This window comes from Bradyrhizobium sp. 63_E2_N1_3 (genome assembly GCF_052076005.1).
In the GTDB taxonomy this organism is placed as follows: Bacteria; Pseudomonadota; Alphaproteobacteria; order Rhizobiales; family Xanthobacteraceae; genus Bradyrhizobium; species Bradyrhizobium barranii.
Map to the genome: position 1 here is coordinate 5,777,659 of NZ_CP197235.1, position 22,073 is coordinate 5,799,731.

The following is a 22,073-nucleotide window of genomic DNA, read 5'->3' on the forward strand; positions in this document are numbered from 1 at the left end:
CACCTTGCTGATCGCGATCGCCGTCATCTTCGTTCTGGCCTATGCGGCGATCGCGCTCGAACACCCGCTCCGGATCAGCAAGAGTGCCACGGCGCTGATCGGCGCCGGGCTGCTTTGGGCGATCTACGCGGCCACGATCGGCGACTACGCCATGGTCGGCCGGCAGATCGACGAATCCGTCGTTTCCACCGCGCAGATCGTGTTCTTCCTGATCGGCGCGATGACCATCGTCGAGGTGATCGACGCCCACGACGGTTTCGAGGTCATCACCTCTCGCATCAGCACGACCAGTCAGGTCCGCCTGATGTGGCTGATCGGCTTCGTGACCTTCTTCCTCAGCGCGATCCTGGACAATCTGACCACCACCATCGTGATGGTCTCGCTGATCCAGCGGCTGATCGCCAGGCGCGACGACCGCCTGCTGTTCGCCTCCCTCATCGTCATCGCCGCCAATGCCGGCGGCGCCTGGACCGTGATCGGCGACGTCACCACGACCATGCTGTGGATCGGCGGGCAGATCACGCCGTTGAAGATCATGGGTTCGGTGTTCCTGCCCTCGCTGGTCAATCTGCTCGTGCCGCTCGCCTTCATCAGCCTTCTGGTGAAAGGCAAGACCATCGCGCCACCACCCAAGGACGACGGAGTTCAGCTCGTCGGGTCGTTCGAGCGCAATCTGATGTTCTATCTGGGGCTCGGCGTATTGATCGCCGTGCCGGCCTTCAAGGCGGTCACGCATCTGCCGCCCTTCATGGGCGTGCTGCTCGGGCTCGGCATCGTCTGGCTGGTCGGCGAGGTCGTTCACCGCGACAAGGACGAGCATGTTCGCCGGCCGCTGACGCTCGCGCATGCGCTGACGCGGATCGACATGAGCTCGATCGTGTTCTTCCTCGGCATTCTGCTGGCGGTCGCCTGCCTCGAACATGCGGGCCTCCTGTCGATGCTGGCGCTCTGGCTGGAGGCGACGATTGGCCGCCAGGACGTCATCGTCGTCGTGCTCGGCCTGCTCAGCGCCGTCATCGACAACGTGCCGCTGGTGGCGGCGACCATGGGCATGTACGACCTCGGCCACTACCCGACCGACAGCTTCCTCTGGGAGTTCATCGCCTATTGCGCCGGCACCGGCGGCTCGATCCTGATCATCGGCTCGGCCGCGGGCGTCGCCGCCATGGGGCTCGAGCGGATCGAGTTCCTCTGGTACGCCCGCCGCATCGCCATCCCCGCGCTCGCGGGCTATCTGGCGGGCGCGGTGGTCTACGTCGCCCAGCATGCGGCACTGCACTGACCGGCACTGCGCGCGTTCAAAATTAACGCCGGGTTAACGTAATTCTTTAGCTCCTTAAGTCACCTCTTAAGGATTTCTTGCCAGAGATAGACAATGCAGAAGGCCCGCCTTTGCGCAGGCAGGAATGTTGTTGTTCGATGAGTAAACCCGCTGAAAAGCCAGAGGTCGTACAGCTTCCGGCCGAGCCGGTGAGCGCGCCATCGGCGAGCAGCCGCCGGGTTGCGTCGCAGCGGGTACGCGAGGCGCGCGACAAGTTAACGTCGACCAGCGGAACCCGGCCGGCTTTCGACGCCGAGATGCTGCGCCAATATGCCCAGACGCGGCTGTCGGCCTCCTATGTCGTGATGCTGCTGGTGGTCGCCACCGGCGTGCTGTTCGGGTTGTGGATGCAGCCGATCCCGGCCGCGGCCTGGACCGCCGGCATGCTCTGCATCCACGCCGCGATGATCCGCAGCTGCCACCGCTTCCTGACTGAGGCCTCCTCGCCCGCGGCGACGCGCGCCTGGCGGACGCACTTCGTCGTGCTCGACCTGCTCTATGGCCTGTGCTGGATGGCGATCCTGATCCATCCCGTGCTCGACATGGTCACGGAAACGCTGATGATGTTCCTGATGCTGCTGGTGATCGCAGTGTCGAGCATGCTGGCCGCCAATCTGCCGATCGCCGCCCTTGCCGCCACGGCGCCGGTCGCGGTCGCGATGGCGCTGAGCTTTGCAATCACCGGCGCGCTCGACAATTACATCCTGGCGGCGCTCGCGCTCGCAGCCGAAGGCTATTTCGTGCTGCTGGCGCACCGCCTGCACTCCTCAACTTTCGCCACGCTCGAGGCACGCGCCGAGAAGGACGCGCTGATCGGCGAGCTCGAACAGGCCAAGGCGATCTCGGACGAAGCGCGCCACCGCGCCGAATCCGCCAACGTCGCAAAATCGCGCTTCCTCGCGCAGATGAGCCACGAGCTGCGCACGCCGCTGAACGCGATCCTCGGCTTCTCCGAGGTGATGAAGAGCGAAATCTTTGGTGCGCACGCGGTCCCGGTCTACAAGGAATATTCCGCCGACATCCATAATTCCGGCGTGCACCTGCTCAACCTCATCAACGAGATCCTCGATCTGTCGCGGATCGAGGCTGGCCGTTACGAGCTCAACGAGGAAGCGGTGTCACTGGTCGGCATCGTCGCCGACTGCCATCATTTGATGAAGCTGCGCGCCTCGAGCCGCGGCATCACCATCCACGAGGTATTCGAGCAGGCCATGCCGCGGCTCTGGGCCGACGAGCGGGCGATCCGCCAGGTCGTGCTCAACCTGCTCTCCAACTCGATCAAGTTCACCCCGCAAGGCGGCGAGATCTGGCTCAAGGCCGGCTGGACCGCTTCGGGCGGGCAATATCTCTCGGTGAAGGATTCCGGCTCCGGCATCCCCGAGGACGAGATCCCGATCGTGCTCGCCTCGTTCGGCCAGGGCTCCAACTCGATCAAGTCGGCCGAACAGGGCGCAGGGCTCGGCCTGCCCATCGCCAAGAACCTGATCGACCTGCATGGCGGTACATTCACGCTGAAATCGAAGCTGCGCATCGGCACCGAGGTGATCGTCACCTTCCCGCCGGAGCGCGTGATGAGTGCGCTGGCGCCGATGTCGGACGATTCTCCGCCGCTCCAGCCGGACAGTTCCGCGGTGCCCGACGAGAAGCGCCGGCCGCGCCACAAGCCGATCATGAGCGCAGGTACGGGCTCTTAACGAGATGCTTGCAGACATGCCCGACGATCCCCCACTATGGCCACATGAGCAAAGAAACGCCGTGCGTCGCCGTCTGCATGATCGATCCCAAGACGAGGCTGTGCTTCGGCTGCGGCCGGACATTGCCGGAGATCGCGCGCTGGCACGCCATGGAGAGCACGGAACGGCTCGCGGTGATGGCGCTGTTGCCGGCACGCATGGCGGACGCGGGTTTGCAGCCGATCGCGGGATCGCCGAAACGCGCCTGACCGCCCTGCGTCGCCTCGGAGGCGCGCAATGATCCGCTTCCTGCTCGTTCTCGTTATGCTCGCTGGCACGGCCGGTGCCGTCGTCGCCTATGGCGATCCCGACCGGATCGCGCGCGCGAGCAACAAGGTCTCGCACATGTTTCGCGCGCAGATCGCCTCCCCGGCCCCGGCCGTGCAGATCCAGCGCGGCCAGGGCGGCGAATTCGCGCTGCGCGCCAAGATCAACGGCGTCGCCGCACCGATGGTGATCGATACCGGTGCGACCTCCGTGGTGCTGACCTGGGAAACCGCAAAAGCGATCGGACTGCCTCTCGAGATGCTCGAATACGACGTCGATCTCGAAACCGCGGGTGGCCACACCAAGGCTGCCCGCCTTACGCTCGACCGTCTCTCCGTCGGCCACCTCGTCGAAAAGTCGGTGCCGGCCCTCGTCGTGCCGCGCGGGCAGATGAAGACCAATCTGCTCGGCATGAGCTTCCTCGACCGCCTGGAGAGCTGGGGTGTGCGCGCCGACAAGCTGATGCTCACCGGCTACCCGGAATTGCCAGATCGCCGCGCGTTGCGATAATGCGCTTCGCTACCCGATCCGTGCGCACGATCCAGGCCCAATCAGCCGGGACTGCCTGAGCCGCACAACGCGATCGGCGCTTGTTAAATCGCCCTTGGCCGCTCTGGCGCCAGTCAAACTAACGGCGCCGCTCCATCCAGGCAGCCCCGCTTGATCCAGTCCGCGAGGCCACCTTTGCGCCAGCGCGCTGCGCTACATCGGCGCGGCTTCCAGCCAACCGCCTAACCCGAGCCCCCGCGAACAATCCATCGATGTGGCATTTCCTCCATTTACAAACCGCCTAGTCGGTTTATAACAAGCCTATTCCCGGATCGGGGTTGGACAAGGCTGCTCCGTGAGGTGCGGCCAAGTGGGAGATTGAGAGTCATGACTGCCAGAGCCGCCTTACGCCGCACGATGCGCGCCCTGCCCTTTGCCGCGGTGTTCGCCGCGAGCAGCGCCTGCGCTGCCGACCTGTCGCCGCGCTACGCCGCGCCCTCCTCCGCCTACACGGCGCCGCAGCCGGTGTATTCGTGGACGGGTCTCTATGCGGGCTTCAACGCCGGCTACGCAGAGAGCGGCGACGACGCGTTCAATAATCTCGTCGGCATCAGCGGCGGCAAGGTCAAGGGCGCCGTCGGCGGCGTGCAGATTGGCTACAACTACCAGCTCTCGCCGATGTTCGTGGTCGGCATCGAGAATGACTTCGAGGGCGGCGACATCAAGAACCACGACGCGCTCAACAGCGCCGCGGTGAGCATCCCCTGGTACATGACCGGCCGCGCCCGCGCCGGCATCGCGACGATGGATTCACGGCTGCTGTTCTTCGGGACCGCGGGTCTTGCCACCGGCGAGTTGAAGGACGGGCCGATCAACAAGATGAAGATGGGCTGGACCGCGGGCGGCGGCGTCGAATGGGCGTTCCTGCCGAAATGGTCGGCCAAGGCAGAATATCTCTACACCGAGTTCAAGCACGACGATCTGCCGGACTGGAACGCCGCGAAATTCCACACCTTCCGCGTCGGCGTGAACTATCATTTCGATCTGCTCCGCTGAGACGGATCGACGAGGAGCCGGATTTTCACGATCCGGCTCTTCACCCGTTTGGGCTAGGCCGCGGCCTCCGCCGGAGCGCGCGCACCGACACGTGCGATCGCATCGCGCAGCACGTCCACACCGGCGCCCGGCTTCACCCCCTGCTCGGCAAGATGGCGGCGGAAGGCGCGCGCACCGGGCACGGCGTGGAACGCCCCGACGAAATGCCGCGTGATCGCATGCAGCCGCGTGCCCCGCGCAAGCTGCTGCTCGATATAGGGCATCATCGCTTCGAGCGCGTCCTGCATCGTCGCATGCGGCGCCGCTTCGCCGAAGATGTCTTGATCGACGGAGAGCAGCCGCCATGGCTCCTGATAGGCGGCGCGGCCGAGCATCACGCCGTCGACGTGCTCGAGATGCGCTTTCGCCTCGTCGATACCGCGGATGCCGCCGTTGATGATGATGGGCACATCAGGCATCGCGCGCTTGAGGCGATAGACGCGGTCATAGTCGAGCGGCGGGATGTCGCGGTTCTCCTTCGGCGACAGACCGTTGAGCCAGGCCTTGCGGGCATGCACGATCAGCGCATCGCAGCCTGAGGCGACCACTCCGCGCGCAAGCGTATCGAGCGCGACCTCCGGATCCTGATCGTCGATGCCGATGCGGCATTTGACGGTGACGGGAATGGAAACCGCGCCCTTCATCGCGTCGACACATCGCGCCACAAGCTCCGGCTCCGCCATGAGGCAGGCTCCAAAGCGGCCATCCTTCACACGATCCGACGGGCAGCCGACATTGAGGTTGATCTCGTCATAGCCGAACTCTTCGCCGATCCGCGCCGCCTGTGCGAGCTCGCGCGGATCCGACCCGCCAAGCTGAAGCGCCACCGGATGCTCGACCGCGTCGAACCCCAGCAGCCGCTCCCGGTCGCCATGAATGATGGCCCCGGTCGTCAGCATCTCCGTGTAGAGCAGCGCCCGCCGCGTCAGATGGCGATGGAACACCCGACAGCGGCTATCGGTCCAGTGCGGAGCTGCCCTTTGTAGCTGCCGTTGTCGTTCTTGGTGACGTATCCGATTGCGGTCATGGTCTTTGTCCCTTGTTCGCGAGGAGCCGATCCCCTCGCGATGGCTGGACCGTGATGGGAAGCGAAACGCCTTCGAACCCGCGTTGACGCGGGGCGTAGCGCATGCGGAGCACCTGAGCCGATGGCTTTTTTGGAGCGAAGCGGCCGCGAGGAGCCGGACTTGTCCGGCGGGGAAAAAAGCTATGCGAGCGAGGGTTTGGCAGGCGGAGCCCTTCCCATAGGTGACTCAGCCACGCGCAGGGAGATCGGACCCGCTAACACAGAAGGACAAAGGCCGACGCACGTCGGAATGTCTCGAGACGATGGCGCTCGAGGGCTACCGCAGTCTCTCATCAGTGCCTCGGCGTCGACATCATCCCCAACCGCGCCAAGGCCGCCGAGACCCGCTCTGACGTTCGTGACATGCCCCGGCGTATCGCGATCGCTACAGGTTGGACCTGCTCCGGCGAAACAGCAGCAAGGACTATGTGAACCTCGCCCTGGCAGCGCCAACCTCCGGCCTGCCAGCTCTGCCGCATTCTCGGCGGGCGGCCGGCGAGGACGACGACAGCGTCGTCGCCTTGATCAGGAAATCCACCGACTGACGCCAACGGTCTCCGCCAGCATCGGTCGCGGGGCCCTCTCGTCACGGCTTTCTCTTAAAGGCGTCCTGCGAGCACGGAGCCGCGTGTTGGAGACGGCTCACTTAGGATCGCCTTCTCTTGGGACTGCCTTCTCTTGAGATCGCTGTCTCATGGGGCAGCCGTTGCCTGGAATTGCCGCGGCAGCGATGCGACGGCATCGGTCGCTCTTCTCATGCAGCGCTATCTTCTCGAACAACGTCGAGCGACTCGAAAAGCGCGATCAAGCCGCCTCACTGTCAATCTTTCAAAACAGTGTTACACTTTTTTCTGTGCATACCGATTCCCGGTTTGCATCCATTGAGGATTGACGGAGGGCATATGGCTAAGAAAGCGAAGAAGGCAAAGAAGACCGTCGCGAAGAAGGCGAAGAAGGCCGCCAAGAAAAAGTAGTAGGTCTTCGGGCATTGAGACCCGCTTTCGCTCCCGCCAGAGGCACGCCCCTGAGGCATTTGGCCTTTGTGGACTTGCCACCTGATTGATCTCACGGCGATGGCTGGAACGATAGCTCGTCGTTAAGCCGGATCGTAGACGCGCCGGGCGCGATACGATCCGGCTTTGGCGTTTTGGCAATAGAGCATTGCAGGCTGCGTCAGGACGGCGTCGCTCTTTCCAGCCAATCAGAGCTTGTTCACGACGATCGTGAGGCACGACAGCAGTACGGCCGTTGACGTCAGTGCCGAGACGCTCACCACGACCTGAGCAACGCAAATACGCCTGAGCTTCACTGCATGCGGTTCGGGAAACGCCTTGAAGGGATCAACCATGGTCGGCTCCATGATGCGCTGCACGCGCTCTGCTTGGACCCTCCAATAGGCTGAGTCGTCAGAATCGCTTCCGGCTAAATTTCCACCTCGCCCGATTGACTCCAAGGCGACTCGGACACCGCAGAATTCGGGCGCAAATTGCGTCCTTGCGCCCGAATCGAGAGCGTCAAGGGCTGGTAAACAAAGGGTTAATCATCTCGCAGGCGCGGGCCGAGATAGCGATTATTTGGCGTCCTAATGACCGATCGGAAACGCCATGTAGCGCGGCACACAGGCGGCGGCCGCACGCGGCTCATCGAGGGCGCGGCTCAGGGCGCCCTCGCCTTCGCTGCGGCCGCTCGGTTGTCTTCGCTGAACGCGAGCAGAAAATCGGCGGCCTTGGAGGCTTTGCTTGCGGCCCGAAAAATTGCGCGGCTGTCGCTGCGGAGCACGTCCAGCCATGAACCGAGATAGTCGGCATGCCGGACCGTCGGCTTGATGGAGAGCGCGGCGCAGACAAAAGCGGCGGTCAACTCGGCGACCAATTCCTCATGGGCGTAAGGTTTCGAGCCGAAGGTACCCGTGAGGTCGCGGTTCAACCGGTTGGGATGGCCGGTCCAGTGTCCGAGCTCATGAAAGAGCGTCCGATAGAAGTTGATCTGCTCGAAGAATGCCGGCTGTGGCGGGATGTGAACGGTATCTGCCAGCGGCAGATAGAATGCGTCCGCGCCGCCGATGCGGATATCGGCAAGCGTTGCCTTGGCGAGCGCCTCGGCCTGCGGCACGAGCTGCCGCTCGGGCAGTTCGGGTGACGCGAGGCTGAGATCGGCCGGCAATTGGTCGCATTGATCCAGATTGAAAACCGTGTAGCGGCGCAGGAAGGGAATACTTGCCTCCCCCTCCTCCGCCTGCCCCTCTGTGCCTCGGCGCGCAGAATCTTGCGCGCGCTTGGGGACGAAGCGGTCGGCATAACAGACCGTCGTGCCATGCTCTCCTTTGCGTACGGTGCCGCCGAGGGCTGATGCCTGATTGAAGGTGAGCCACCTTTGAGAGGTGAAGCCGGATTCAAACATCTTGCCCCACAGGATCAGGATATTGATCCCGGAATAGGGATTGCCGGTCGCGGCATTGCTGGGCAACGCAAACGCCTTGCTCTCACCACTCGCGCCCCAGAGTCGCGCCCATGGGAAGGTGCCGGCCTCCAGGTCGGCGATGATGTGCGAGGTGATTTCTTCGTAAAGGCTCGGTTTTGTCATCGTCGTGCAATCACGCTTGCGGCCCTTGGTCATGATGATCTCCGTCAACTCTTCTTCCGCAACCTGCCCCCGGAAGGCGGGGTGGGCGGCGAAGAGCGACCGGAAAGCCCCGAACACTTGAGGTGGGCCGCACCGGAACGGCCGGAGCGCGAGCGGAGGACCGCGCCATCATCATGATCGTCCTGGAGGAGCAGAGAGGGGCGCGGTTGCGGCTCACCGGTTCGGGGCTATGCGGGAGCGCCGCCTACCCCGCCTTCCGGGGGTAAAAACAAGCGCCGGCCGCTTACGGCCGGCTTCATCAAAGAGCGCCTCCGGCGACAATTCTGCTGTGTGGATTATCGCGTCAAGTCACTCGTCAGATTTGGAGATATCGAACGACGACTCCATCATGGTCCTACGCCAGGGATCGAAGCCGGCAGGCCGAGACCGAAAGGGCTCGGGTTCATATGTGGACGGCCCCCGACTTGCAAGGACGGCTCTAGCAGCTTGCGCGGATCGCTTGCGCTCGTATGTCCGGCCTGTTTTCGGGTCTTGCGACCACCGGCCAAGATGGGCTCCGCGGACAGTGAGATCCAAACACGAGAGCGGCATTTTCTGCCGGTAAACCGAGCGGAGCATTTCACTGAGCGGCTCGCGCCGAACGTACCACCTCTTACTATCCTGCAAGTTCCGCCCTTAGCGTCAAACCTGCCGGTCTGGCGCCAAGCTCTGCATTTCGTTCAAGTCTATGTCGGCATCGGCATGACGCTGCTTGCAGGTCGAAACCGCTCGCCGCTGACCATCAGTTTCCAGGCAATCCGCGCCAGCTTGTTTGCCAACGCTATGGGCACTAGCTTCGGCGGCTTGCGTGCGCTGATATCTTTCAGCCAGGGCCAGGAGCGAGTTTCCGTCGGCGAATATCCGCGATCACAGCCGTCGCGCCAGCGACCAAAACGGTTCGCAACAAACCTGCCCGCGCCTCAACTTACGCCGTAAAAACCAGCTGCTCTGTCCCGTCAACGCCATGCAGCTGAAATACAATCTTCGACGTATCCAGGCCGGTGCGAACAATCGTTTCCACGGGCGGCTCCTTCGTTTGAGGTCAGCGACGACCTCATCTTGCCACGCGGTGTGGCGGAAGGGGGCCGTCCCCCCAACACGAGAGACCGCTGCGGGCCCTTGGCCGCACGCGTCTACGCGCAAACACCACTCCAGCCAGTCGAGAACCACTATGTGGCGTCATTGGCGATGATGACACCGAATTGCTGCGCGCCTCGTGGGGTGGCGCTGTCAGCGGGGCCTTTGCTGAGAGAACGTCGTGACGGGGAGAAAGTACACCGGTCGCTACCGACACGCACTGCCGGTGCTCGGCCCCACTAATGGAAGGTCGGCATGGCAAAATTGACGTCCAGGCGAATGTCTGTGGGCCATCGTGTCGTAATCGTCTTCAATTGCGTGTAGAAGCGCACTCCCTCTGGACCGTGGATATGATGACCACCGAACAGAGAGGCCTTCCAACCTCCAAAGGAATGGAAAGCCATGGGAACGGGGATAGCAACATTGACCCCCACCATGCCGACGCGTATCCGATGCGCGAATTCACGCGCTGCTTTCCCATCACGGGTAAAGATCGCAGTACCGTTGCCAAATTCGCTTCGATTGATCAGGCTGGCGGCAGCTTCGAAGCTTTCCGCACGCACGACGCAAAGCACCGGTCCGAAGATCTCTTCTCTGTAGATCGTCATATTCGGCTCAACTTGGTCGAAGAGAGAGCCCCCAATAAAATACCCCCCTTCGTGACCCTGCATCTTGAAACCACGACCGTCGACCAGCAGGTTTGCTCCCTGGGTCACGCCCGATTCGATGTAAGCGCAGACCCTCTCTAGATGCTGTTTTGTTATCAATGGCCCCATCTCAGCGTCAGGATCGGTCGCCGGTCCGATCCTGAGCGCATGCACCCTGGGGGCCATCCGCGCGATCAATTCGTTAGCCGTATGTTCGCCGATTGGCACCACCACGGAGGCCGCCATGCAACGCTCGCCTGCCGCTCCATAGGCCGCTCCCATCAAGGCATCCGCAACTTGATCCAAATCCGCATCAGGCATCACGATCATATGGTTCTTTGCACCACCTAGCGCTTGACAGCGCTTTCCGAAGCGGGCTGCCGTCTCGTAGACGTATCGAGCGATCGGCGTCGACCCGACGAAACTCACTGCCGCAACATCCGGATGGACTAAGAGTGCATCGACCGCTTGTTTATCGCCCTGAACGACATTGAATACTCCTGGCGGAAGGCCGGCCTCGGTTAGCCACTCGGCGAGCAGGATCGCGGCAGAAGGAACGCGCTCCGAAGGTTTCAATATGAAGCAGTTGCCGCAGGCAAGAGCGACTGGAAACATCCACATGGGGACCATCGCGGGGAAGTTGAACGGCGTAATCCCTGCCACGACCCCAATCGGCTGTCGGACCGAATGACTGTCAACCCGTGTTCCGACGCTTTCGGTAAACTCCCCTTTCAGAAGCTGCGGGGCACCGGTCGCGAACTCAACAACTTCAATGCCTCTTTGCACTTCGCCCATCGCATCAGCGAGCACCTTGCCATGCTCCGCGCTAATCAGAGCTGCCAGGCGTTCCGCCCTTTCCTCCAGAAGCCGCAAGAACTTGTTGAGAATTCGTGCTCGGCGCAGGGGAGTAATCTCCGACCAGATCGCGAAAGCCGCAGTCGCACTCGCAACCGCGCGATGAACGTCCGAGCCGGATGCAAGAGGTACCAATCCCGTGTGCTCGCCTGTCGCCGGATTGAAGACCGTTGAGGTCCGTCGACCCTGACCTACGCACCGCCGCCCATCGATGTAATGGCCAGTGTATTTCGCCATACCCACTTCTCCCTACCGTTACATCAGATTGTTCGGCCTGCCGAAGAACACTCCGAGAGCTTCCATCGACCTCAGCGGGCAACGAAAACCATGAGCCAAGAACTGTACCAGCGACGTCGCAAGTCACGCTCATCGTCTGGCCCCGGTCGCTCGATCCATTCAAGCGAGACTTCCGACTTCGCCAAAGAACAATAGATGGTCGCACATCCGAACGCCCCCTGATGAACGTCAGTACGTTCTCGTTCCGGTCGCTATTCGCTGCGCGTCGCTCCGACGCCGTCCATCCTCTTTCGTGATCGCTTAGTCAGATCGACCATCCTGAAGTGCTCGGGTGACACCAGTTCGTAAGCCCGCGCCGTGGCGAGTACGCCTGAGTCATTTCCTCGTGCGCCAACAAATTGCAGTCCAATTGGAGCTCCAGAAGCCGTCATTCCGCAAGGAACTACGCACGCAGGCTGCTGGCTCAGATTGATGGGAAAGCTGAAGGATGCCCACTCGGTCCAATGGCTAAGGCCACTACCTTCTGGCACATCTCGCCCGGCTGCGAACGGAGGAATGGCGGCGGCTGGAGAGACCAACACATTGTAACTCTCGAGCAACTCGTCCATGAAGGCGCCGAATTCGGCGCGAAGCACTTGGGCAGCCACCAGGGTAGCAGCGTTGTACTCACGGCCTTTCGCGGCGGCCAACAGGAAGCCGGCATCGTATACTTCGGAGGCAACTTCGCCCGCTGAGACGAGCCGATTGGCGGCCCCCGAAAACCAGTGGATATGGAACAGCTCAAGAAGATCAATGGAAGGCAATTCGACCGGCTCGACGATCGCTCCCCACTCCTCCATTCGCCGAACCGCAGCCGCCACACTCAATTCCACTTCCCTGTCGACGTGTCCTACAGGGGGAGTTGACCAGTATCCGATCCGCATCCCCGTAAAGTCCGCCTGCCGCTTCCCCAATCTTGGTAATTTGCCTGCGCCCTGCGCCCAGTCGCGCAAGTCGCGCCCAGACATCGCCTCAAGCATGGCTTCAGCATCGCCAACGCTTCGTGCCATCGGACCGATGTGCGCCACTGTTCCAAAAGCGCTGGGAGGATGAGCGGGCACACGTCCGAATGACGGCTTATGTCCGACTATGCCGTTGAACGACGCCGGAATGCGTATCGAGCCACCGCCATCGCTACCCAAATGAAGGCTGCCCGCTCCGACAGCTGCGGCTACCGCTGCTCCTCCGGAGGATCCTCCTGCCGTCATCGAAGGATCCCAGGCGTTGCGCGTCACGCCAAAGAGAGGAGAGTCGGTAACCGCCTTCCAGCCGAATTCCGGCGTTGTTGTCTGCCCGATGAAGATCGCGCCTGAGCGGCGCAGCCTCTCGACCGACGGCGCATCCCTTTCACACGGCGAAGCTGTCGTCGTGCGGCTGCCGCACCGAACCGACCACCCCTCGACCCAGACGATGTCCTTAATCGTTGTCGGGACGCCATCGAGGTCTGACAAGGGTGCGCCGGACCTCCAGCGAGCTTCGGACCGACGCGCCTCATTCCTAGCCCGATCCCGGTCGATAAACGTGAACGCGTTCAGCTCCCCGTTGACTGCCTCAGCTCTCTCCAAAGCGGCTTCGGTCACCTCAATCGGTGACAATGTCCCCTTCTTATAGGCGGAAAGCACCTGGGCTGCATTCAGCCCACATATGTCGGTCCCATCAGGCGGACTGAAGACGTCCATAGACACTGCTTTTCCCTCTCTCACAGTCAGGAGCGGTCAAACTCGGCTCCGTCCGGCGAGCATTAGGAATTTACGAGCTGGTCATAAAATGCATAATTTGTAGAAAGACCATCGATCAACTGTAGGGAACGCCTTGTGGATCTTACGATTCGGCAAATTCGATACGTAAGCGAAGTCGCCAGGCTTGGCAGCATGCACGCAGCATCGGTGAGTTTGCGGATCTCGCAATCGTCGATCCTTGCGGCGATTGAACTTGCTGAAACCGAAATGGGCGCTCGAATCTTTGAGAGGCGTCCCTCACGCGGGGTCAGAGTAACCCCGGCGGGAGAACGCTTTATCTGCGCAGCCCGCTCGATGCTGACCGCCGATGCAGAATTCAAAAGGACGATAGCTCGCTTGGGAGGACTGAGCACGCCGGCAATCCGTATTGGCTGCTTCAATCCTTTCGGCGCACTTTTCATTCCCGACACACTGAAGCGCTACATCGAGCGCGTTGGGCCGGTTGAGATTTCTGTGCTCGAGGGAGACCAGTTGCAGTTGCGAGAATGGTTCGCAAACGGAGCGGTCGACCTGGTCGTAACTTATGATATCGGACCGCACTTCAAAGAGAACACAACACGCGTCTGTAAAGTACCTGCGCATGCGCTAATTTCGCGATCCGACCAACTCGCGCGTCAGCCGGCCGTATCTATCGCAGAATTGGCAACTCGGCCTTTGGTTCTGTTGGATTTGCCACAGACCGCGCTGTATCTCCTTACATTGTTCGATGTGCTGGCAACTCAACCAACGATCGGCTTCCGCACGCGCAACTACGAGACTATCAGGACCTCTGTTGCGTGCGGGTTTGGAGTTTCTGTGCTCAACATGCCCCCACTGGGCCACGCTTCCCCGGACGGCACTGAGCTTATCCGGCTGCCGATAACTGACGATCTGCCCGCACCCACGCTCGTCATCGCCGACGTTTACGGATCGAATAAGCCCGAATACGTGCGAGTCCTCATCGACGTTATCCGTGAGTTCTTTCGAGATCTCGGCCCGCACGGATTCGCTATCGCAACTTTGAAGAATGAAGAAACGCTTTTCGACGTTTAGCCAACGTCCCTTTTGGCGCACTTGGCTACAGACCGACAACTACCCCATGCGAGCGGGAGCACACCTCACTCACGCCCCTCAACCAAGGGGCAAGTTTAGCGATCCATCCCGGCCCGCTCTTGACCCAGTGCAGACATTGCTCCACCGAGCCTAGCAATCACTTTTGGCTCTCTTCCGCCCCTTGGCCTATGTCGTCGTGCGCAGACCGACCGCTGGCTTCAAATCCTCGGCTGAAGCGTCGCCCCCCTGATGATCCCGGTGTCTTCCGCGCCCATCGGCGTGAAATCGACGCACATGTCTGCTCCCGGGATCGCGGCCGCACCGGCCCGGGCGACAGCGAGATCCTGTGTGCCTGATCCGGAGCCCGCCGCCACTGCGCCAAGGATGAACCCATCGACGCGGATCGGGAGACCACCGATCAGATTGGTCCAGCGATTTTCATGCGCGAGAGTGACCTGGATTTCCACGTCCGCGTGAGCGCTGCCGGTCGGCGAGCCAGACAGTGCCGACGTCCGTGCCTTGTTGATGGACGAGGTCACGCTAAGTCCCTTCGAGCCGTCCATGCGCCCGAACGCCAGCAGATTGCCGCCGGTATCGACCACTGCGATGCACATCGGCTGTCCAATGCGGGTCGCCTCGCCGATTGCCGCGTTGAGCACCTTAAGCGCGCCTTCGAGGGTCAGCGTCCGTGCTTCCTTGATGTCGGTCATGCCAGTCCAATCGAGAATTCCCGCGCCAGGGTGCGCGCTGCTGCGACCAATGCCGCATCGCCGCCGCGCCAGCCAATGAGGGACAGCCCGACCGGAATAGAGCCGGATGTAGCGACGGGCAGGCTGACCTGTGGAAGGCCCGTCAGGCCCGCGATACCGGTCAGGTCGACAATCCGCTGTACCGCCGCGCGAATGTCCGACAGGCGCGCGTCGCGGCCTATCGGCAGAATGGGCGAGGTCGGCAGGCACAGCATGCGGCGCCCCTCGAGCAAATCGTTGAGCCGCTTCGATACGCACTCGCGGAAAGCCTTGGCGGCCGAGAGGTCACTCGATTCAATGCGGCCTTCGTCGGCAAACGCGCCGGCTACCTCCGACGAGAAGCGCGGGTTCACGCGATCGATCCAATCCCGAAACGTGGCGTGGAATTCACACTTCTGCAGGATGCGCTGGTGGCGCGCCCAGTCGAGGAGCGCGCCTTCGGCCAATGGCGACGCGGTGATCGCCACTGCATCGCGCATCCGATCAACAACCGGCTGCAAGGCGCGCCTTACCGGCTCGTCGGCGATGGCAAAACAGTCGGCCGCAACGACGATCTCGCTGGGCAAGACATCGGGCGCCTGCTCTCCGAGTAGCACCGCGCCGACCCGGCCGAAAGTCAGGGCATCGCGAGTGAAATAGCCAACGGTATCGAATGATGGCGCCTGGGGCATCATGCCGGCGATGGAGATACGACCATGAGTCGGACGCAGGCCGTAAATTCCGCAGAAACTCGCGGGGATGCGCACTGAGCCGCCGGAGTCGGTACCCAAGGCAAAATCAGCCAGGCCGCCGGCAACAGCGGACGCGGAGCCGCTCGACGAGCCGCCCGGTACACGGTCCGGCGCGCGCGGGTTCAGCGGCGTGCCGTAAAACTTGTTGATGCCAAGCAGCCCGAGCGAGATCTCGTCGGTGATGGTCTTGCCCGTCAGCGAGGCGCCGGCGCCCAGCAGAGCGTCGACGGCCCAGGCGTCGGCCTTTGCGATCTCGTGGGTGGCAGCCCAGTCCGGATTGCCGCAGCCGGTCACGCCGCCTGCAACATCGAACAGGTCCTTGACCGCGAAGCTCAAGCCCGAAAGTGGCCCTGAGCCGTGCGGCGCCCGTTGGATGATGGGGCCTGGAACGAAAGCGCCGAGCGTGTCTTGCACGGTGTTTCCCCGATGAATGGCAAGCGCCCCCGTTCGAGCGCGCTTGCCGTCCTCTCATTCCTTGTAGAGTTTGCGGAAATCCGGATGCGTGTGAAACCAGTACTCAAAACCCTTGACGTTCTTCTGCACCGCATAGTCGGCAAACCGCGTGTAGAGCGGGATGCGAGGCAAGTCGGTCATGACGATGTCGACCATCTTGTTCAGGCTTGTCTTGTAGATCTCGGGATCGCGGGTGAAGCGCGCCTGGTCAATCACCTTGTCGAGGTCGGGATTGACGTAGTTGGCAGTGTTGAACACGGAGTTGTTGCCGCCGTGGAAGGTCCAGAAGAAGAAATAGTCGGGGTAATCGAGCCAGCCATAGAATTCGGCGATGACCATCGGCATCGTCTTGCTGGCCATCTGGGCAAACCAGTTCGAGCCCGGGACCTTCTCGATCGTGAGTTCGATGCCGATCGTCTTGAGCGCCTCCTGGATCAAGATGGCAGTCGGCTCGCGCACGGTGGATTCGCTGAGATCGATCGACAGCGTGGTCTTGAAGCCGTGGGGGAACCCGGCCTCGGTCAACAGCTGCTTGGCCTTCGCAAGATCCTGGCCATGCTTGATCGGAACGGGCCACGTCGCGTCGGGATAGGGTTTGTCAGGGTCACCACCGAACATCGGCTTGGCGCGGTTATAGAGCGCGGAGCTGACGATCTCCTTGTAGGGGATGGCGTAGGAGATCGCTTCGCGCACCTTGGGATTGTCGAACGGTGCGATCTTCACATTCATATCGACGAACACGAGGTCGTTCTGCACCGGCACGCCGATGATCGTCACCTTCCCCTGCTCTGCCAGTTCGGCATAGTCCTTCGGCGGAAGGCCGACCGACATATCGACGTCGCCCTTCTCCAGCAGCGCGCGACGCGTACCGGCCGAGGCGATCTGCCGATAGACGACGCGCTTGAGTTGGGGCAGCGGGCCGGACTTCCAGGCGTCGAAGCGGGTAAAAACAGTCTGCTGGCCGGGCGACCAGGACTCCACCTTGTAGGCACCGCCGCCGCAATCGTTGCGTGACACCCACTCGAACGCCCACGGGTCTTGCGCTGTCGCGTGCTTCTTGGCCAGCTCGGAATTGACGATGACGGGCACCGGCACGACGAGGTCAGGCATCGTCAGCTTGTTGAACTGATCGAACGTCGCCTTGAAGGTGTGATCGTCGACCACCGTGAACTGTTCGGGCTTGACCAGGGATCCCGCCGCCATTTGCACCGCCGGAAAGCCGCCGGCGGCGATGGCGCGATCGAACGACCATTTGACGTCCTTGGCGGTGACCGGGCTGCCATCGTGGAACGTCGCGCCCTTCCGCAGATGGAAAATGTAGGTCTTGCCGTCCTCGCTGGCTTCCCAGCTCTCGGCCAGCTCTGGCGTCATGACCTTGGCGTCGTAAGATACCGTGCCGTCGGCCAGCTTTTTCTCGCCGTGGCTGACGAGCCGGTCGTAGGCCTGCCACACCACCATGCGGCTGTGATCGTTGGCGGTCGGCACCATCGTGTCGAGACCGTTGGGGCCCATTTCGGACACGATCACCATCGTGTCCTTGGCAATTTCGGCCGCGCGCGCGGAAGCGCCGGGCCAGACAACGGACGCTGTGAGCAGCGCCGCTGTAGCGAGACTACGATCGAACTTCATATCGCGCGTCCTTTCTGGATTTCGGTTGAAAAGTCGAGGCAGCGTCAGAGGCCGAGATCGCCCAGCAGTTTCGGCCATTTGTGAGCCCACGGACGCGCTTGTTCGAAGGCGCCGGAGGCGGCGAGCACGGTACGATCCGCCAGATGGCGACCGATGATTTGCATGCCGACAGGCAAACCGGTTTTGGTGAAGCCGGCGGGAATGGTCGCTGCTGGCTGGCCGGTCAAATTGCAGATGAAGGTGAAGCAGAGCCAATCGCCGGTAGAGACCATCTTCTCTTCGATGATCTCGGGCCCCTGCATGTAGAGCGGGAATGCCGGTACCGCGAGCGTCGGCGTGATCAGGAGGTCGTAGTTGGCCATGAACCGCCACATGCGGTTGCAGACCATCTGCCGGATCATCTTGGCGTCAGTGAATTCTTCGGCCGTCCATTGCCGCTGCAACAAGCCGACAAGGTGCGGCGACATTTCCTTTTCATGCCCCTTCATCATGCGGCGCATGCCGGCGAGGTCGGTGTCACCGGCGACGATGGTCCAAAAATGCGGAAACGGATCTTCCCATCCCGGATTGGCGCGCTCGACCGTGCAGCCGAGATCGGTCTCGAACACGCGCACCGCTTCAGACACGACGCGGCGGACTTCCGGGTCGACCGGCGCATAGCCCCAGTCTTCGCTATAGGCGATGCGAAGGCCCTTGATGCTCTCCTTCACGGCGCCGACATAGTCGAAGTCGGCGGCCGGGATGGAATAGCGATCGCGCGGATCGGGTCCGGTGATCACCTTCAGCATCAGCGCCGAGTCGGTCACGGTGCGGCTCATCGGGCCGACGTGCTCGAGTGATTCCCAGCTCGAGACGCCGGGATAGCGTTCATCCCGGCAACCCGGGTAGAGCGGCACCCGCCCCATCGAGGCTTTGATTCCGTACAGGCCGCAAAGCGCGGACGGAATGCGGATCGATCCGCCGCCATCGGAGCCAATTGCGAAAGGCGCAACGCCCGCCGCGACCGAAGCTCCAGAGCCGGCGCTCGATCCGCCGGATGTCATGTCGAGATTCCAGGGATTGCGCGTCGCCGGAAACACCGGGTTGTGGCCGACGCCGCTGTAGCCGAATTCCGGCACGTTGGTCTTGCCGATGATGACTGCGCCGGCGTCCTTCAGCCGCTCGACGACAATGTCGTCCTCATCCGGCACGAAGTCCCGGTAGAGCGGAGAACCCATCACCGTCAGGATGTCCTTGGTGGCGACGAGATCCTTGATTCCGATCGGTACGCCCGCCAGCAGGCCGGGATCCTTGCCGGCTGCGATCTTGGCGTCGACTGCCGCGGCCGCGGCGCGCGCCACGTCGGGCGTCGGTGTGCAGAAGGCATGGATGTGCGGTTCGAGCTTCTCCATGCGGCGCAGAACGGCTTCGGTGACCTCGGCGGCGGATAGCTCTTTGTTCCTGACCTTAGCCGCGACGGTCGCGGCGTCCATGCGGCAGATCTGATTGTCAGCGCTCATCGGTTCCTCCATCGGGTGAAAGAGCGAAGTGGCAGGCGGCGAAATGGTCCGGGCCAACCGCGCGAAGCGGCGGCATGGCCTTGGTGCAGATGTCGGCCCCTTTGGGACAGCGGCCGTAGAAGCGGCAGACGTTGGGGTCCGGATCGATCGGGCTGCTCGGACTGCCGTCGAGTCGGGGCCGCGCTTCACCGCGCCGTGCCGGATCCGGGATCGCGGCGACCAGCGCCTGCGCATAGGGGTGACGGGGTGAAGTGAAGAGCGTCTCGGCCGGTGCGATCTCGACGATCTTGCCGAGATACATCACGACCACGCGCGAACAGAGAAGCCGCACCACGTTGAGATCGTGCGACACGAACAAGTAGCTCATCGCCAGTCGCGCGCGCAGGTCGGCGAGCAGCCGCAAGATCACGGCTTGCACCGACACGTCGAGCGCCGAGGTCGGCTCGTCGAGGATCAGCAGCGACGGCTCGACCGCAACGGCGCGCGCGATGCCCACCCGTGCGCGCTGGCCGCCCGACAATTGATGCGGGTAGCGCTGCAGCAGTTCTTCTGGCAGTCCAACCAGCGCGGCGGTGGCGCGAACGCGGCTGTCCAGCTCGGCACCGTTATTCATGCCGAGTAGCCGTTTCAAGGGATCGGCGATCGCCTGGAAAGCGCGGAACGATGGATTCAGGCTTTCGGTCGCGTCCTGGAACACCACCTGAACACGCCGCCGGCTTGCCGAGGACGCGAACTTCGCCTGCGCAATCGCGGTGAGATCCTCACCGCCGAGCAGGATCTGGCCCGCCGTGGGATCGATCAGCCGGCCAAGCAGGCGAACCATGGTGGATTTGCCGCAGCCGGATTCGCCGACCAGGCCGACGCTTTCACCGGTGCCGATCGTCAGATCCACATCGTCGACCGCGTGGAGCCGGGCGCCGCGCGGCGCCCGCTTGATCGGGTATAATTTGCACAGCGACCTGACTTCGAGCAGCGGCGTCATGACAGGGGAAACCGGCAGCGCACGACATGCGCGGGCGACAATTCGGTCCAGGGCAGCTCCGCCTCGTCGCAGATTAGCTGCCGCCGCTCGCAGCGTCCGCTGAAGCGGCACGGCGGCAACGCGCCGCGCAGATCGGGCAAATGGCCGGGAATGGAGTTGAGGTCGTCGAGACGCGATTCCGGGACGGGCGTGGCGGCGAGCAACTGGCGTGTATAGGGATGGGCCGGATGATCGAGCAGCGCCTCGGTCGACGCGATCTCGACGATGTGCCCGGCATGCATGACGGCGATCCGGTCGCAATATTCGCCGGCGAGCCCGAGATCGTGAGTGATCAGCAACGTCGACATCCGCGTCGAGCGGCTCATGTCCCTGATCAGGTCCATGATCACCGCCTGAGTTGTCACATCGAGCCCCGTCGTGGGCTCGTCCGCGATCAGGACCGACGGTGTGCAGGCCAGCGCCATGGCGATCATCACGCGCTGGCACATGCCGCCCGAGAGCTCGAACGGATAGGCTTCCGCCCGGCGTTCGGGATCGGGAATGCGAACTCGCGCCAGTGCTGCGATTGCCGCTTTCCTGAGATCACGACTCGGCAACCCGGCATGCTCCTGCAGCACGTCCTCGATCTGCTTGCCGACCTTACGGATCGGATTGAGCGCCGTGCGGGGGCTCTGGAAGATCATCGCCATCTCGCGTCCGCGCAATTCGCGCATCGCTTCCGGGCGCGCCGCCAGAAGATCGATGCCGCCCATCGTGATGTTGCCTTTGGTGATCTGCGCCGCCTCATCGTTGAGGCCCATGACGGTGTAGGCCGTGACCGACTTTCCGGATCCACTTTCACCGACCACGCCGACGATCTCACCGCGGCCGACCGACAAGCTCACGTCGTCCAGCGCCCGCACCACGCCGTGACGGGTGCGAAACTCCACTGACAGATTGTCGATCTCGAGCTGCGCCATTACACGCGTTTCCTCGGATCGAGCAGATCGCGCAGTCCGTCGCCCAGCATGTTGAAGGAGAACACCGCGAGCACGAGAGCGGCGCCCGGGAACATGAAGGCCCACCACTCGCCGGAAATGATGTAGCTGGCGCCTTCCGAGACCATGATGCCCCATTCCGGCGTCGGTGGTCGGACTCCGAGCCCGATGAAGGACAGGCCGGCGGCATTGAGGATCGCCCATCCCATGTTGAGCGAAGCCTGCACCATCATCGGCGGTAGAACGTTCGGGACGATATGGTTGAGCAGGACGCGCAGCGAGCCGTTGCCGCCCATGCGCGCCGCCTCGACATAGCCGAGCTCGCGCCGCACGTTCACCTCGGCGCGCGCGAAGCGGCAATAGAACGGCAGATTGATGATCATTGTGGCGATGATGATGTTGGCGACGCTGTTCCCGAGCGCCACCACGATGCCCATGGCGAGCACAAACAGCGGGAACGCCATGATGGTGTCCATGGCGCGGCCGATGATGCGGTCAGTCCAGCCGCCGAAATAGCCGGCGAGCGAGCCGAGCGCCAGGCCAACCACGAACGACAGCGCCACCGCCGAGACTGCCATCCCGAGGTCGAGGCGCGTCGCGACGATGACACGGCTGAGGATGTCGCGTCCGAGCGCGTCGGTCCCGAACGGATGCAGGGTGCTGGGCCGCGCCAGTTTGGTGGTGGCGGAGGTGACCAGAGGATCGTACGGCGCGATGTAAGGTCCGAAAATCGCGCACAGCGCCAGCAGCACCAGGATGATCACAGCCATCAGCGTCAGGCGGTTTTCGCCAAAGGCATAACCTGTGTTGCGGGCGAGCGTGACTATACTCATC

At 62.7% G+C, this 22,073-nt stretch carries 18 protein-coding genes and 2 pseudogenes; 6 read left to right on the top strand and 14 right to left on the bottom strand.

Features of this window, described 5'->3' with window-relative positions; translation table 11 throughout:
- Positions 1-4: 4 nt before the first annotated feature.
- From nhaD to AB7531_RS27960, 5 genes are all read left to right on the top strand, one after another.
- Entirely contained in the window at positions 5-1,282 is a 1,278-nt protein-coding gene (nhaD, locus tag AB7531_RS27940; protein WP_354095268.1) for a sodium:proton antiporter NhaD, read from the top strand.
- Between the two features lie 137 nt (positions 1,283-1,419).
- Positions 1,420-3,015, top strand: a complete 1,596-nt coding sequence (locus AB7531_RS27945; RefSeq protein WP_063984037.1) for a sensor histidine kinase — start codon at positions 1,420-1,422, stop codon at positions 3,013-3,015.
- Positions 3,016-3,059: 44 nt separating this feature from the next.
- Positions 3,060-3,263: a DUF1289 domain-containing protein gene (locus AB7531_RS27950; protein ID WP_028146760.1), complete on the top strand. Its 204-nt coding sequence runs from the start codon at positions 3,060-3,062 to the stop codon at positions 3,261-3,263.
- 28 nt (positions 3,264-3,291) lie between these two features.
- Positions 3,292-3,831 carry a TIGR02281 family clan AA aspartic protease gene (locus tag AB7531_RS27955; protein WP_063984038.1) on the top strand — a complete coding sequence of 180 codons (540 nt, stop codon included), beginning with the start codon at positions 3,292-3,294 and terminating at the stop codon, positions 3,829-3,831.
- A 366-nt stretch (positions 3,832-4,197) separates the two neighbouring features.
- Complete coding sequence (locus AB7531_RS27960; protein ID WP_038943855.1) at positions 4,198-4,866, top strand: outer membrane protein; 669 nt, start codon at positions 4,198-4,200, stop codon at positions 4,864-4,866.
- A 53-nt stretch (positions 4,867-4,919) separates the two neighbouring features.
- On the opposite strand, the gene dusA is transcribed toward AB7531_RS27960, so the two are convergent.
- From dusA to AB7531_RS27995, 7 genes and pseudogenes are all read right to left on the bottom strand, one after another.
- Entirely contained in the window at positions 4,920-5,849 is a 930-nt protein-coding gene (dusA, locus tag AB7531_RS27965) for a tRNA dihydrouridine(20/20a) synthase DusA (RefSeq protein WP_231144570.1), read from the bottom strand.
- A gap of 1,323 nt (positions 5,850-7,172) precedes the next feature.
- Complete coding sequence (locus AB7531_RS27970; protein WP_155256151.1) at positions 7,173-7,319, bottom strand: hypothetical protein; 147 nt, start codon at positions 7,317-7,319, stop codon at positions 7,173-7,175.
- Positions 7,320-7,627: 308 nt separating this feature from the next.
- A complete protein-coding gene (locus tag AB7531_RS27975) occupies positions 7,628-8,587 on the bottom strand; it encodes an ArdC family protein (RefSeq protein ID WP_063986460.1) in 960 nt (319 codons plus the stop codon).
- Between the two features lie 692 nt (positions 8,588-9,279).
- Positions 9,280-9,518: pseudogene (locus AB7531_RS27980) on the bottom strand (IS110 family transposase); the annotation flags it as partial.
- Positions 9,500-9,614: pseudogene (locus AB7531_RS27985) on the bottom strand (IS110 family transposase); the annotation flags it as partial. The pseudogenes AB7531_RS27985 and AB7531_RS27980, both read right to left, overlap by 19 nt.
- 295 nt (positions 9,615-9,909) lie before the next feature.
- Positions 9,910-11,409 (bottom strand): CoA-acylating methylmalonate-semialdehyde dehydrogenase, encoded by a 1,500-nt coding sequence (locus tag AB7531_RS27990; protein WP_063984040.1) that lies wholly within the window; start codon positions 11,407-11,409, stop codon positions 9,910-9,912.
- Positions 11,410-11,660: 251 nt separating this feature from the next.
- The gene (locus AB7531_RS27995; RefSeq protein ID WP_063986461.1) at positions 11,661-13,127 is read right to left on the bottom strand and encodes an amidase; all 1,467 of its coding nucleotides are present in this window, start codon (positions 13,125-13,127) and stop codon (positions 11,661-11,663) included.
- A 135-nt stretch (positions 13,128-13,262) separates the two neighbouring features.
- Between AB7531_RS27995 and AB7531_RS28000 the strand changes: the two genes are divergently transcribed.
- Entirely contained in the window at positions 13,263-14,219 is a 957-nt protein-coding gene (locus tag AB7531_RS28000; RefSeq protein ID WP_028152372.1) for a LysR family transcriptional regulator, read from the top strand.
- A 218-nt stretch (positions 14,220-14,437) separates the two neighbouring features.
- On the opposite strand, the gene AB7531_RS28005 is transcribed toward AB7531_RS28000, so the two are convergent.
- Genes AB7531_RS28005 through AB7531_RS28035 form a run of 7 tightly spaced genes read right to left on the bottom strand, consistent with a single transcriptional unit; the run spans position 14,438 to position 22,072 of the window.
- Positions 14,438-14,929, bottom strand: coding sequence for a GlcG/HbpS family heme-binding protein (locus AB7531_RS28005; protein WP_063984041.1), 492 nt, complete (start codon positions 14,927-14,929; stop codon positions 14,438-14,440).
- Complete coding sequence (locus AB7531_RS28010; protein WP_063984042.1) at positions 14,926-16,113, bottom strand: amidase; 1,188 nt, start codon at positions 16,111-16,113, stop codon at positions 14,926-14,928. Before AB7531_RS28010 ends, AB7531_RS28005 begins: the two co-directional genes overlap by 4 nt.
- Positions 16,114-16,167: 54 nt before the next feature.
- Positions 16,168-17,781, bottom strand: a complete 1,614-nt coding sequence (locus AB7531_RS28015; protein WP_063984043.1) for an ABC transporter substrate-binding protein — start codon at positions 17,779-17,781, stop codon at positions 16,168-16,170.
- 44 nt (positions 17,782-17,825) lie between these two features.
- Complete coding sequence (locus AB7531_RS28020; protein ID WP_063986462.1) at positions 17,826-19,280, bottom strand: amidase; 1,455 nt, start codon at positions 19,278-19,280, stop codon at positions 17,826-17,828.
- Positions 19,270-20,262, bottom strand: a complete 993-nt coding sequence (locus AB7531_RS28025) for an oligopeptide/dipeptide ABC transporter ATP-binding protein (protein ID WP_063984044.1) — start codon at positions 20,260-20,262, stop codon at positions 19,270-19,272. Before AB7531_RS28025 ends, AB7531_RS28020 begins: the two co-directional genes overlap by 11 nt.
- Positions 20,259-21,221 (bottom strand): ABC transporter ATP-binding protein, encoded by a 963-nt coding sequence (locus tag AB7531_RS28030; protein ID WP_063984045.1) that lies wholly within the window; start codon positions 21,219-21,221, stop codon positions 20,259-20,261. The genes AB7531_RS28025 and AB7531_RS28030 overlap by 4 nt, the downstream gene beginning before the upstream one ends.
- Positions 21,221-22,072 carry an ABC transporter permease gene (locus AB7531_RS28035; protein WP_028152375.1) on the bottom strand — a complete coding sequence of 284 codons (852 nt, stop codon included), beginning with the start codon at positions 22,070-22,072 and terminating at the stop codon, positions 21,221-21,223. Before AB7531_RS28035 ends, AB7531_RS28030 begins: the two co-directional genes overlap by 1 nt.
- Between the last annotated feature and the right edge of the window lies 1 nt (position 22,073).

Bases quoted from the DNA above. Each gene is read 5' to 3' on its own strand.
- AB7531_RS27950 (WP_028146760.1), top strand. From the start codon at position 3,060: ATGAGCAAAGAAACGCCGTGCGTCGCCGTCTGCATGATCGATCCCAAG.
- AB7531_RS27960 (WP_038943855.1), top strand. From the start codon at position 4,198: ATGACTGCCAGAGCCGCCTTACGCCGCACGATGCGCGCCCTGCCCTTT.
- AB7531_RS27945 (WP_063984037.1), top strand. From the start codon at position 1,420: ATGAGTAAACCCGCTGAAAAGCCAGAGGTCGTACAGCTTCCGGCCGAG.
- AB7531_RS27990 (WP_063984040.1), bottom strand. From the start codon at position 11,409: ATGGCGAAATACACTGGCCATTACATCGATGGGCGGCGGTGCGTAGGT.
- AB7531_RS27955 (WP_063984038.1), top strand. From the start codon at position 3,292: ATGATCCGCTTCCTGCTCGTTCTCGTTATGCTCGCTGGCACGGCCGGT.
- AB7531_RS27975 (WP_063986460.1), bottom strand. From the start codon at position 8,587: ATGACCAAGGGCCGCAAGCGTGATTGCACGACGATGACAAAACCGAGC.
- AB7531_RS27970 (WP_155256151.1), bottom strand. From the start codon at position 7,319: ATGGTTGATCCCTTCAAGGCGTTTCCCGAACCGCATGCAGTGAAGCTC.
- AB7531_RS28030 (WP_063984045.1), bottom strand. From the start codon at position 21,221: ATGGCGCAGCTCGAGATCGACAATCTGTCAGTGGAGTTTCGCACCCGT.
- AB7531_RS28035 (WP_028152375.1), bottom strand. From the start codon at position 22,072: ATGAGTATAGTCACGCTCGCCCGCAACACAGGTTATGCCTTTGGCGAA.
- AB7531_RS28005 (WP_063984041.1), bottom strand. From the start codon at position 14,929: ATGACCGACATCAAGGAAGCACGGACGCTGACCCTCGAAGGCGCGCTT.
- AB7531_RS28025 (WP_063984044.1), bottom strand. From the start codon at position 20,262: ATGACGCCGCTGCTCGAAGTCAGGTCGCTGTGCAAATTATACCCGATC.
- AB7531_RS28020 (WP_063986462.1), bottom strand. From the start codon at position 19,280: ATGAGCGCTGACAATCAGATCTGCCGCATGGACGCCGCGACCGTCGCG.
- AB7531_RS27995 (WP_063986461.1), bottom strand. From the start codon at position 13,127: ATGGACGTCTTCAGTCCGCCTGATGGGACCGACATATGTGGGCTGAAT.
- AB7531_RS28015 (WP_063984043.1), bottom strand. From the start codon at position 17,781: ATGAAGTTCGATCGTAGTCTCGCTACAGCGGCGCTGCTCACAGCGTCC.